Origin of the sequence: Brucella grignonensis, assembly GCF_002252505.1 — a bacterium.
GTDB lineage: Bacteria > Pseudomonadota > Alphaproteobacteria > Rhizobiales > Rhizobiaceae > Brucella > Brucella grignonensis.
This window is the reverse complement of record NZ_NNRL01000165.1, coordinates 124,574-136,684: the sequence shown is the minus strand read 5'-3', so window position 1 is coordinate 136,684 and position 12,111 is coordinate 124,574. Positions and strand designations below refer to the sequence as shown.

Below are 12,111 nucleotides of genomic sequence, written 5' to 3'. Positions count from 1 at the left end.
GGCGAAAACGTGTTTGGCGATAGACATTCAGTTCCTCTCCAAGGTGCTGTTAAACGGCTTCCAGAAAAGGCAGCTGGTCCCGATAAGGCTGCAACGAACCATCGAACCCAGCATCGGTGATAAATCCACTTAAAGCGTTCAGTCCGCAAACCGGGGTAAAACTACGGCGTCCGAGCTTACGCTGATCAGCGACGAGTATTGTCTTCTGTGCGATAGTGATCGCCATGCGCTTTACTTCTGCTTCTTCAACAGTGGACGTCGAAACACCGTCGAGATCAACGCAATCGGCTGTCAGAAAGAAGCAATCGGCGCGTATGTGACGCAAGGTTTCCGTTGCCCAAGCCCCGATGAGCGAATAGTAGTCGTTTCTGACACGACCACCAACAATATGAACTTCGGTGGCGCCAACTGCTGCCGCTTCAGCAATCTTAAGATCCATTGTTACAAGCGTTATCGCTCTCCCCGCAAGCGCCCGGGCCACAGAAAGTGCTGTCGTACCCGAATCCAGGATAACGGTGGAATTGTTAGCAACATGAGCTGCAGCCGCTTCGCCGATCCGCGCCTTGGCGCTCTGGCTAATACGCAGCTTTTCGAGAAACATGGGTTCGGCTACACCCTCGCCTGCACCGCGAGCAACAACACCGCCATGCGTCCGTAATATCAGTCCGGCTTGTTCAAGCGTAATCAGATCACGGCGTAACGTCGGCAGCGAGACCCCCATGATACCTGCGAGCTCCGAAGTGCCGATACGCCTCGCATCAGCGATGACGTCCATCATCTGCCGATGTCGTTCCTGCGGAAATCTCGTCCTGGGTTCACTCATTTCCTGCTCCCTACAATGAACATTAATGATCGTTTTGATCGAGTCAAGCGATTCCGTTTGAGTTTTGGTATTTTGTTCGTCTACTCACAACAGCAGAGGATAACGAGGGCTTTGGAGTGATCGACATGGCATTATTGAGCATCATCGTTAGCGAACTGGTTCTTGCGGATCATATGCGCCACTTTGATACCCGCAACGTTGGCTGAGGCAGAGCGGAACGCTTAGAATCCCACCATTGGCTTGATGATCTGTTTGATAAAGCGGCGATCCTGTTCAAGGATGTTGTCGGACTTCAATCATGTCGCCTGTGCCGGTGAATTTCTGGACCATTTTGACGGCATACAATCCGGTTTGGATCAGTCGCGCGCCAGCGCTACGACTGGATCCAGTTTTGACGCGTTGCGGGCAGGGATGAAACCAAATCCCACTCCGATCAGGCTTGAACATAGTAGCGCGACCACTATGGAGGTCGGTGAATAAATCAGCTCGAACATGCTGTTGAACTGCGCGAACAAAACGCCGAAACCAACCGCTATAAGAATACCGGTCAAGCCGCCGATCAAGCAAACAAGAACAGATTCAATCAGAAACTGCTGAAGTATGTCGCTCTGGCGTGCGCCAATTGCCATGCGGACACCAATCTCGTTGATCCGTTCAGAAACGGATACAAGCATGATATTCATGACACCAATACCACCTACGAAGAGTGATATGCCAGCAATGCTTGCAACAAGAAGCGCGAGGGTTGCAGTCGTCGCTTCAATAGTTTTCTGTAAACTGCTGGTATTGAAGATAAAAAAGTCCTTTTCACCATGCCTCAGAGTTAGAAATGCAGTGACCAACTTCTCGGCTTCCGATGGATCCATCGTGTCTGCGACGCGCACAATGATGGATTGCAGAGAACGAGAGCCCGTCATACGGGTTTGCACTGTTGTGTAGGGCAAGTAAATCTCGAGATTCTGGGCCGAACCCATGCCCTGCTCCTCGGTTTTGACGACACCGACAATCCGGACGGGAACATCTTTTAGAAGGACAGTTTTCCCAACAACAGACCCGGTCTCGTAAGGAAATAGAGTTTTCTTTGCGTTTTCATCAAGCAAAGCGTCCTGCGCCAAGTCGCTCACGCCCTTGCGATCAAAGAACCGCCCTTCAACGAGCTTGCTGTTTCGCGTTATAAAATATTGCTCCCCTACACCGCTGACCGAAACGCTCACTTCTTTGCTGCCTACCCGAACCGTCGACGTGGTCGATACTGACGGAGTTGCGGCTATGACATAAGGCATTTTGGCGAGCTCGTGCGCATCATTGATATTGAGGGTCGTTATTTGTGCGGCTTTCAGATCACCAAATCCGCGTCCCGGGCTGACGTAAAGCGTGTTGGTGCCAAGATCGCTTATCTGCTCCAGAATTTTCTTCTGTGAGCCTTGCCCAAGTGCCACCACACAAACGACCGATGCCGTGCCAATAATGATGCCGAGCATGGTAAGAAAAGTACGCATCCGATGCGCATTCATTGAACGAAGGGCCATCGAAAAGGCTTCCGCAAAGCGATCTCTCAAGCCGTTGAAAAAGCGGGGTTTCTCCCGCTTCTGATTGTCTGCCTCGTTAAAAACTTCACCGACATCTTGAGAGGTGTCGGTCATGTCATCGGCAATGATCTCGCCATCGCTGATTTCAATGATCCGTTTGGCACGTTCCGCAACTTTGCGATCATGGGTAACAATGATAATTGTATGGCCTTCGCGGTTAAGCTCCTGCAAAATACCAAGAACTTCTTCACCACTATGGCTGTCAAGCGCTCCAGTCGGTTCGTCAGCGAGGATAACATCTGCTCCGTTGATCAGAGCACGCGCGATTGAAACGCGCTGTTGTTGCCCACCTGAAAGCTGATTGGGTCGATGGTGTGTTCTGCCCCCCATTCCCAAGCGCTCTAATATTTCGGTTGCGCGCACGCGTCGTTCTTCACGATTTCGTCCCGCATATATGGCCGGTATTTCAACATTACCTACGGCATCGAGTTCACCGAGAAGATGGTAACGTTGGAAGATGAAACCAAAATGTTCACGTCTTAACTGAGCCAGTTCATCAGGATCTAGCTCTGATGTTTCGCGCCCTGAAATCAGATATGCGCCTTCTGAGGGGCTATCCAGGCAACCAAGAATATTCATTAACGTCGATTTGCCAGACCCGGAAGCGCCAACGATTGCAACCATCTCCCCATGATGAATGGTAAGATCGATATGGTTGAGGACTGTCGTAAAATCATCCCCGGAAGGATAACGACGACAGACGCCCTTCAGCGAAATCAATGGCACTTCACTCATATCAGAATCCCACGCTTACCGAGCCTGAATCAAGGTTCGGATCGGCAGCTTGATTGTCAGTTACGATCCTGTCTCCTTCGTTCAGTCCTGAACGGATTTCTGTATTGATTTTGTCGGAAATGCCGATCTCAACAGTTCGTTCGACAATCGACTCATCACTGTTCACAAGACGTACGGTCGCCTTATTAGGCTCACTGGAACTACGCAGAGCAGAAACCGGGGCCAAAAGAATATCTCTTTCTTCGGCCAGGAGAATATGAATCTCAGCAGTCATATAGGTTTTGAGGAATCCTTCCACGTTTGGGACGCTGAAAATACCTTTATAATAGACAGCCGACGCGGTAGTCGCCGACGTGGATGCGCTGGTGGCAGCGAAGCTTTTATCATTTACGATAGTGTCTGGAGCCGGATCAATCGTCTCAAGTTTCGCTTCATAGCGCTTGGTGTTTTGGCCCGAAATCGTAAAATAAAGCGGCAATCCTTCTCGAACCAGTGTGATATCGGCTTCCGAAATATCGGCTTCGACTGTCATGGTATCGAGTTGACCCAGAATAGCGATGGTAGGGGCTGATTGGGCTGCGTTAACCGTCTGCCCCTCTTGAACCACAGTCGCAAGCACTGTTCCGTCCATTGGCGCGGTTATACGTGTATAGGCAAGATCGGTCTCAGCAATCTTCACTTCGACCTGAGCAGCCGCAATGGTAGCCTCACTATAGGCCAGTTGCCCTTGCCTCTCTTTGACGGCGCTGACGGCTTTGTCATATTCTGAACGGGCAACTGCGTTCTTGCCAATCATCGCCTCGTTACGTGCAAGATCCAGCTTGGCTAATTCCAACTGTGCAAGGTTCTGGTCGCGTGTCGCCTCATTCTGGCGTAATGTGGCCCGTGCTTTTTGCAATTGGTTCTGCTGAGAGGTGGAGTCAATGAGAGCGACAATGTCGTCCTTCTTGACGCGTTGTCCCGCTTTGACTTTCAGCGATAGGATTCGACCAGTTGCTTGAGCACCAATAGCAACAAGGCTCTTGGGCTTCAGGACACCGGTCGCGAGAACAGAGCTTTCCAGGTTTCCGCGGTGAACAATTGAGGTTGCTGGTAATGGAGTTTGCTGCGTTGATTGCCGAATTACCAGATAGCCAACGATCAGCATCGCAATCAGGATAGCCAGCCAAAGGCGCCATCTAAAACGACGTTTGGACTTAGGTTTCATGGACGCCTCGCGCTGATTGCCGGCGAAGCCGGTACGAATGATTTAACGATATGCGGACCAGTGTAGCCGTCTACGACTTCTGGTTTATTCACGTCAATTTGGCCACTCCAGCCACCACCTAAAGCTTTTTGTAGAGCGATGTAATTGACCACGAGATCTGTGCGAACCTGATTGAGGTTTGTTTCAGAATTCAAAACGTCTCTTTGAGCGTTTAATACTTCGATGAAGCTCTTATTGCCGGCTTTGAATTGCTCAAGGGTGAGCTCATTTATTTTGCGACTGTTTATGACAATTTTTTGTAGCTGAGTGGCACGTACACGATTCTGGTTGAGCGAGACGCTCGCATTTTCCACTTCGCTTAATGCAGTCAGAATTGCCTTTCGATAGGCAATAAATGACTGATCGCGAGCAGCTTTTGCAGCGTCAACATCCGCATTCAGCTTTCCGCCGTTGAAGATTGGTACGCTGAGCATGGGTCCGAAACTCCAGCCAATGGTCGAGAGTTTGGCGAGATCACCAAGGCTGGCTCCACCCGTACTGATATTTCCAGTCAGTGAGATGCTTGGATAGAGCGCTGCCTGCTTTTGGCCAATACTTGCTGTAGAACTTGCATAATCGCGCTCAGCTGCGCGCAGGTCAGGACGATTGAACAAGACATCGGCGGGCAACCCGGCCGATATTTTTTTCGGTACATTGGGCACAGGGGCAGATTTGTCGAGACTGGCGGCGAGCGCGATAGCGGAACGCCCGGTGAGCACGGTAAGATTGTTCAGATAGCTTGCATACCTTATCCGCAGACCAGGTATTTGGGACTCCGTATTAGCAGCCTGTGTCTGTGCGCTTAACAGATCAACCTGCGATATTTGACCGGCTTCAAGCTGGCTGCGCGTCAGAGTGACGGTGCGTTCCTGCGAAGCAGAGTTGCGCTGCGCAATGGCAATGTCGGCTTGCGCGCCTCGCAGTTGCACGTAATTTGTGGCAATATCTCCGATCAAAGTGACAAGAGCAGCCCGCAGTTGCTCATTCGCCGATTCAACATTGTAGTAAGCGGCTTCAACTCCGCGGCGATTGCCGCCAAAGAGATCAAGCTCCCATTGCGTTTTAAATTGAAAACCAAACTGGTTTGACACAGTTGATCGATCGTTGTCGGAGCGTGTATAATTGCCTTCCCCGTTAAGGGGCGGATAAAGCGCGCCTCCAGCAGAAGTGAAATTTGCTCGGGCCTGACGAATTTTGGCCTTGGCGGTTGCAACGTCGGAACTTCCTGAAATACCCTCGGCAATCAGTTGATTAAGTACCGGATCATTCAGATTATTCCACCATTCCGCCAGTACAGGTGCCCTCATACCGGCATTGCTGTTCCAGCTTTTCGGTGTAATGACTTTCGGCTTTTGATAATCTGGCCCTACAGCAACACAAGCTGCCATCAGAGGTAGAAAACTGGTCAGGACGGTCAGGCGGGCGAGATGTTTCGTCAAAAGGGAATCCTGAAATATCGGGCTATACAATAGATATTGGAAAGCGGTTTAAAACACTATTGGCACCAATCGCGACTTCCGTATGGTAGAACGACATTATCCCCAAACACATATGTAAGCTGAGATTGCTTGTATGTTTTTGAGCCGAAACAAAATGATTGTTTACTGAAAACACGTCCATCACTGTGTGTTGATAGCAAGAAGTTGCATGAAAGACTTACATTACTCATATATTACCTCGGGTGCATCCCGAACCCGCTCTAACTCGCTATTCGCTTGACTATCCTACATTTGTCAGAACTTTGTGTGGTTTTCACCGCATAACTGTGTGGATGTGGCGAATTGGCAATCCGCTACAGGTATCTTTGAATGTTCGTTCAATCTCTTATCTTCGTAGGTTGCTGAACTCCACGTTGATCGAGTTTGCTATAGGCATCTGTCAGTTGGGAAACTGGTGCAGAGCACCTCTTCATCCTTGCTATATCTTCAAGCACCCTGTTGCGGTTACGCAAGGCATCAATTTCAACTTTCTCAGGCGATTTGGGATTCATGAAAAACAGCGCCGGGAAGAACAGGACCGCTCCAGTGGCCCCCAGAATGATATTCTTACCCTGAGCCTGTGAACGCTCTTTCAGAGTAGCCAGTATCTGGCGCTCGTTAGCGGCAAACTCACGTGAAATTCCCGCACAATCAAAGGTGTTATCGGCTGGATGCGTTGCTGCAATTGGCTTGGCCTCGCGTCCATCACAACCTGCGAGGATTAGAGATAAACCAAGAAGCGAAAGGGTTGTGACATAATTTAAGTTATTGGGATCAATATTAAAATACATTTATATCGGTTCTCATGATTAATAAAACAGTTATAATGTAATATTAATATATCAAAATCTGTTTGATGCAATTTCTATTAAATGTTAATTATTTTTAATATTAGTTTATAGAAACAGGAATTATATATTGAATATTATGAGTTAAAACACAAATAATAGTATTCACCTATATATGCGTCGCATCGTCAGCAACAAACATGGAGATGCAGACTGGAATAGAAAAACAACTTAAAGCGTATGAAACAAAGGATTCATTGTATGTAAAAGCATATAAGCGGCGTTAAATCTTCTCGCCGGGTAAGACGGAGGCTTGTTTAATCCAGTCCGCGAACAGTGTTTCATCAAACGCTCCGGATTCATAAATATGAAAATACCGCACGTTGGCTTGCTTTGACTGTTCGGGTGGCATTGGTATCAGATCTGCGCCCTTAAAGAAGGTTATTTTTATATACTTCGTCATGCAGTGGAACGCAGTAAAAGATGTACCGTCCCCTACTCCATAAAATGGAGTATTCCAGCGAACCTTTTTCGAAACATTTGGCACCAGATGCTCGATAATGGCGTCCAGCTTTTGCCCCACATCTCGTTTCCAACCGGGCATTGCAGCGATATAAGCCTGCACAGGTTCATTGCCGTCAGCTTTTGATATTTGCGGATTTCCACCGCTGAGAAGGACTGGCTTATCAGAAGCTGCTTCTTGGGAACGGGCTTTTTGCGCCAATGATTTGGTTCCTCTCTTATAATTTTGACTTATTGTATCTTCTTGCGCGCAATGCACAACCGCCCTCACCCAAAAAGGGAGCGGCTGTGCCAAAATTTGAAAATTGTGGATTAAGATTAGAGCGACGAGCCAATTTGTAAGGCTGTGAAGTCGCGCTGCAGATAGCGGTTCATCACGTCTGACAAGATTGGATTTGCAGCGGTCTCCGCTTTTGGAGCGACAATGCTAACCACGCCTGCACAAAGTTTACCTGCTTGGACGGTTTGCCCGGAAACGTCGCTTTCCATCGTTCCAGCTGCTGTTTCCTTCCAAGCGGCCAGGACGCCGTTGACTGCCTGCTCAGCTGTTGAACACTCGGGATACGAAAGTGAAATGACAACAGCGGGTGCATTATCGATTTGGGCATCGGCGATAAATCCCGCAAAATAGGGAGGAATTCCGCGACTATTTACCGCCACATTGTCCTTGAAGTTCTGCTTTGCGGCTTCAATATCATCTGGCGAAGACGGCAATATTTTTGCCGGATCAACGCCGTCCAGACCAAAAATGGGCGATATAATCGCTGCCTGCACAATCTGACTGTTCCCAGACGGAATTGCATTCTTCAGTCCGTCAAGAGCTGTAGCAATGATTTCACTCTCCGCCACCGACGGTGTGGGTTGCGCCAATGTCTTTATGTCAGTTACAGACGAGGTTTGAACCAAAGCGGCATCAAGAGGCAAAACGAAGCTCGTTGCGCCGGTTGCTCCGCGCCAAGGATTTCCAGCATTCGCTTTCGTAAAATCAAGCTTGTTGGCTTCGCCATTTGCGATGAGCCCAGAAACGTCACTGTCTACATCAGCAAAATCAGTGTCTTTAAGCGCCTTGATCAAAGATTGACTGGCCTGCTCATTCTGCAGTCCCCAATAGGTGACGTTACCCGGGGCCTGACCAAAAGCAGCGAAATATGTGATATCGTCGAACGAGATCTTTGCATTCTTCGACCAGGCATCCAGCCCATATCCGATCGATTCAAGCGAACGAATTGGTTGCGATAGAGCCAGCCTCTGCATTCCGTTAGCTGATGGCCCCGCTTTTTCCAATCCCCGCCAAGCTTGCGTGTCCAGGAAGAATATCTGCATCCCTTCGGGTTTTAAAAGTGTCTTTTGCGGTATTTGTTTTAAGGCCTGCTCCAAGACATGTGTGCTGTCCTGTGCGAAAGCTGATGTACAAAATCCTGCCATCAGACACAGTGCAATAGCCTTCAAACGCATCTATTTCCTCCAGTTCTCAAATTCCCTCTGACGACATCAGAGCCACACAAATTTGCTTTGATCATTCACGATGGCTTGCTGTCAACTTTCAGGGGTGAGCCATCATTGACGGATTTTGGAGAAGTCCTGTCGTGGGTTGCTTGAAAAAGTGATGCTGACAGCATGTCCTGATACCACCTTTTAAACGGGTTCAGCTGCAGTACTTACGCAGCTAATTTCAGTTTCCGCGCAGGTGTAATACTGCCGATACCCATATTGGACTATTCGTTGGCAGATGAAATGGTCAATCGAATTCTCTATTCGGGAATTGCGATCATCATGATGCCGTCCGGCGTGTTGCCCACCAGCACAGCGGGGACCCTGTGGCGATCATTAAGACGCCGAAGAAAAACTCGATACCCAGTCTAATTCCAAGCCATAGACCCCGGTTCCAGCACGCATAAGCACCGACAGACATCCCAGCAAGAACTACGATTTGTCCCAAACCTAAGCTTCTATTCGGATCGAATTATTGCATTTGACGCAACATAATCGCAATATTCGCGTCAATTGTTATCAATTATATGCGCCATTAGATTGGCTTCAACAAGATTGTGGAGCGGTCATACCGCAGAAAGGCAAACATCATGTTGAACCAGATCAAAGGTCTTCATCACGTCACGTCGATGGCAGCTGATGCACGCCAGAACAACAGCTTTTTCACCGACACGCTTGGTCTGCGTCGCGTGAAAAAGACGGTGAACTTCGACGAGCCAAGTGTTTATCACCTCTATTATGGCGACGAAGTCGGCACGCCTGGCTCGGTCATGACCTACTTCCCATTCCCGAACATCGTGCGAGGTCGCCCCGGTGTTGGTGAAGTTGGCGAAACTGACTTTGCCGTGCCGAAAGGTTCGCTTGACTTCTGGAAAGATCGTCTGATCGCAAAAGGCGCATCTGGCCTTGAAGCGGATCGCGTGTTTGGCGTCGAGCGCCTGCGGTTTAACGGCCCGGATGGGGATGGTTTTGCACTCGTTGAAACCGCGGAAGACAAGCGTGCGCCATGGATTGTTGATGGCGTGTCCGAAGATGTTGCTATCCGCGGCTTCAGCGGTGCACGCATGCGGCTTCACGACATCGACGCGAGTGCCGAACTTCTTAAATTCATGGGTTACGAGCGCGCTGAAACCGAAGGTAATGTCAGCCGCTTCATCATTCCGAATGGCAATGGTGCCGATACGATCGACCTTGAGGCTCTGCCTTCGGCACAAGCCGCACGTCAGGGAGCAGGCTCCGTCCATCACATCGCATTTGCCGTACCGGACCGTGCGGCGCAACTTGAAGTACGCAAAGCGTTGATGGACACAGGCTATCACGTCACGCCGGTGATCGATCGCGACTACTTTTGGGCGATCTACTTCCGCACCCCAGGCGGCGTGCTGTTTGAGATCGCCACAAACGAACCCGGTTTTGATCGTGACGAAGACACTGCCCACCTGGGCGAGGCACTCAAACTACCAAGCCGCTTTGAAGCTTATCGTGATCGCATCGAAGCCAATCTTATACCACTCACCGAAAAGTAATTGGTTGCCTCCGGCCCAACCGGGGGTGCCCGCCCAGGGAGGATTATCATGACCAGAAATGATTATCAGAGTTTCCGTCGCGAAGGCGTGGCCGGTTCGCCAGTCGTCATCGCATTTCATGGAACGGGCGGTGATGAACACCAGTTCACCGGCCTGATTGACCAGATGCTTCCCGATGCAGGCATCGTCGCTCCGCGCGGCGATGTTTCTGAATTCGGTGCCAATCGCTTCTTCCGACGAACGGGAGAAGGTATCTATGATATGAACGATCTGGGCTTTCGCACCCAGAAAATGCTGGAGTTTGTAAAAGATGTCCGCGATCAGAACCCCGACCGCGACATTTATGCACTCGGATATTCGAACGGAGCAAATATTCTGGCATCAATGCTGTTTAACGATCCGAGTTTGTTTGATCGGGCAGCTCTAATGCATCCACTGATCCCTTGGACACCGGCTCCGCAGCCTGCGCTATCCGGTAAACGTGTCCTCATCACTGCGGGTCAAGCCGATCCGATTTCGCCGCTGAAGCTCTCGCAATCTCTGATCGACTGGTTTCAAGCGCAGGGGGCGCATATTGAGGCACTGATTGCTCCGGGCGGGCATGAAATTCGCCCTGTCGAGTTGGAGAGCTTGCGGAGTTTTCTGCAATAACTCAAAGACTTGCGGCCAAAAATCGCTTGAATGACCAGAGAAAAAGTAGCGGCTTTTTCAAGCCGCTACCCTGTCGTTTCAAATCTGACTGGAGGTTATCAAATCTGAACGAACGATCAGATTAGAACGAACGCTGGAAGCGAACCATGCCCTGCCAGGCCTTTTCGCCCTTAAGTTCCGAACGATCATCCGACCACTTGGTGTAAGAAATTTCAGGCGTTACAGTGAAGCCTGGCACCAGGGTGTAAGCTACGTTTGCAGTGGCTGCGAAACGGCCGGCATCTTCATAAGCTGCCTGAACGTTGATCGTTGCCTGCTTGGTTGCCTTGAACTTAGCGCCACCCCAAACGGCCCAATCGCCACCCCAGGTGCCGTAGAAGCTGTCGATGCGACGAACACCGCGCCAGCTGCCGTCAGCAAAGCGCTGTGTAACCGTGTAGTTGTCATCGTTCGACTTGTATGTACCCTGTACCCAGACCGAGAACTGTTCGGTTACGTTCACATCGAGGCGAACCTTACCAGCCCACTCTTCGTTGAGCGCGTCATAAGCTGCAACACCGGCGATCGAACCCCACGACTGAGCAAATTTCAAACCACCAACGACATGCGGTGTGTAGTCATCGATTGTGACGTTGACGTCCGAGTCGCCGTTGCCGCCCTGTTCGAGAGCAATTACAGCTGAGAAGCCGTTGCCGCCCTTGAAGCTGTAGCTGATGGCGTTGGTACGTGTGCCGCCGGCAAGAATGACGTCGTCGTTCATGACATCGCCGAGGTAGCCGGTAAAGGTTACGAACTTCGATTCATCGAGACCAAGACGAAGGCCGCCAAGTTCGATATAGGCGAAGCGGAGCTGGCCGCTTGCGCCATTTTCACCGTTGTTCCAATCATAGCGTGCGTCGGCATAGGTCTTAAGTGTGCCCAGATCCGTCTCGGACGCAGTAGAAAAACGAAGCTCAAAGCGAGACTTCATGTCATAGGTGTCGCGTTCCAGCTGCGACAAACGCTTGGCGTAGACGTTATCGCCCCCTTTAACGTCATAACGAAGATAGCCGTGAATACGCAGGCAGGTTTCGGTGCCTGGGATGTAGAAATAGCCTGCGCCGTAAGCGTCGCAAACGCGGACATATTCTACGGCTTCTGGCTCTGGTGCAACGATCGCATCAGCAGCCTGTGCAGTCGACGCGAACGAGAATACTGCAGCCGAAGCGCAGAGAAAATTCTTAACCCTCATAAAATGACTCCATAAGCGAGGTGTGACGCGA

The 12,111-nt window shown here is 50.1% G+C and carries 10 protein-coding genes and 1 pseudogene; 2 read left to right on the top strand and 9 right to left on the bottom strand.

Annotated features, from left to right (window positions below):
• Positions 1 to 49: 49 nt before the first annotated feature.
• The 8 genes and pseudogenes from CEV33_RS20225 to CEV33_RS20190 all read right to left on the bottom strand — a co-directional run bounded on the left by CEV33_RS20225 (position 50) and on the right by CEV33_RS20190 (position 8,636).
• Entirely contained in the window at positions 50 to 823 is a 774-nt protein-coding gene (locus CEV33_RS20225; protein WP_094542189.1) for a DeoR/GlpR family DNA-binding transcription regulator, read from the bottom strand.
• 131 nt (positions 824 to 954) lie between these two features.
• A pseudogene (locus CEV33_RS20220) lies at positions 955 to 1,195 on the bottom strand (IS6 family transposase); the annotation flags it as partial.
• Entirely contained in the window at positions 1,180 to 3,147 is a 1,968-nt protein-coding gene (locus CEV33_RS20215) for a MacB family efflux pump subunit (RefSeq protein ID WP_094542188.1), read from the bottom strand. The pseudogene CEV33_RS20220 and the gene CEV33_RS20215, both read right to left, overlap by 16 nt.
• Before the next feature lies 1 nt (position 3,148).
• Positions 3,149 to 4,354, bottom strand: coding sequence for an efflux RND transporter periplasmic adaptor subunit (locus tag CEV33_RS20210; protein WP_094542187.1), 1,206 nt, complete (start codon positions 4,352 to 4,354; stop codon positions 3,149 to 3,151).
• On the bottom strand, positions 4,351 to 5,832 hold the full coding sequence (locus tag CEV33_RS20205) for an efflux transporter outer membrane subunit (RefSeq protein WP_235818471.1): 1,482 nt from the start codon (positions 5,830 to 5,832) through the stop codon (positions 4,351 to 4,353). Before CEV33_RS20205 ends, CEV33_RS20210 begins: the two co-directional genes overlap by 4 nt.
• 377 nt (positions 5,833 to 6,209) lie before the next feature.
• Entirely contained in the window at positions 6,210 to 6,662 is a 453-nt protein-coding gene (locus CEV33_RS20200; protein WP_094542186.1) for a hypothetical protein, read from the bottom strand.
• 280 nt (positions 6,663 to 6,942) lie between these two features.
• A complete protein-coding gene (locus CEV33_RS20195; RefSeq protein WP_235818470.1) occupies positions 6,943 to 7,383 on the bottom strand; it encodes a DUF1801 domain-containing protein in 441 nt (146 codons plus the stop codon).
• 116 nt (positions 7,384 to 7,499) lie between these two features.
• Positions 7,500 to 8,636 carry a hypothetical protein gene (locus CEV33_RS20190; protein ID WP_094542185.1) on the bottom strand — a complete coding sequence of 379 codons (1,137 nt, stop codon included), beginning with the start codon at positions 8,634 to 8,636 and terminating at the stop codon, positions 7,500 to 7,502.
• Positions 8,637 to 9,262: 626 nt separating this feature from the next.
• On the opposite strand from CEV33_RS20190, the gene CEV33_RS20185 reads away from it, so the two are divergent.
• A complete protein-coding gene (locus CEV33_RS20185) occupies positions 9,263 to 10,198 on the top strand; it encodes a VOC family protein (RefSeq protein WP_094542184.1) in 936 nt (311 codons plus the stop codon).
• 48 nt (positions 10,199 to 10,246) lie between these two features.
• A complete protein-coding gene (locus CEV33_RS20180; protein WP_094542183.1) occupies positions 10,247 to 10,849 on the top strand; it encodes an alpha/beta hydrolase in 603 nt (200 codons plus the stop codon).
• Positions 10,850 to 10,970: 121 nt separating this feature from the next.
• Here the strand turns inward: CEV33_RS20180 and CEV33_RS20175 are convergent, their stop codons facing one another.
• Positions 10,971 to 12,080, bottom strand: a complete 1,110-nt coding sequence (locus CEV33_RS20175; protein ID WP_094542182.1) for a porin — start codon at positions 12,078 to 12,080, stop codon at positions 10,971 to 10,973.
• Positions 12,081 to 12,111 lie beyond the last annotated feature (31 nt).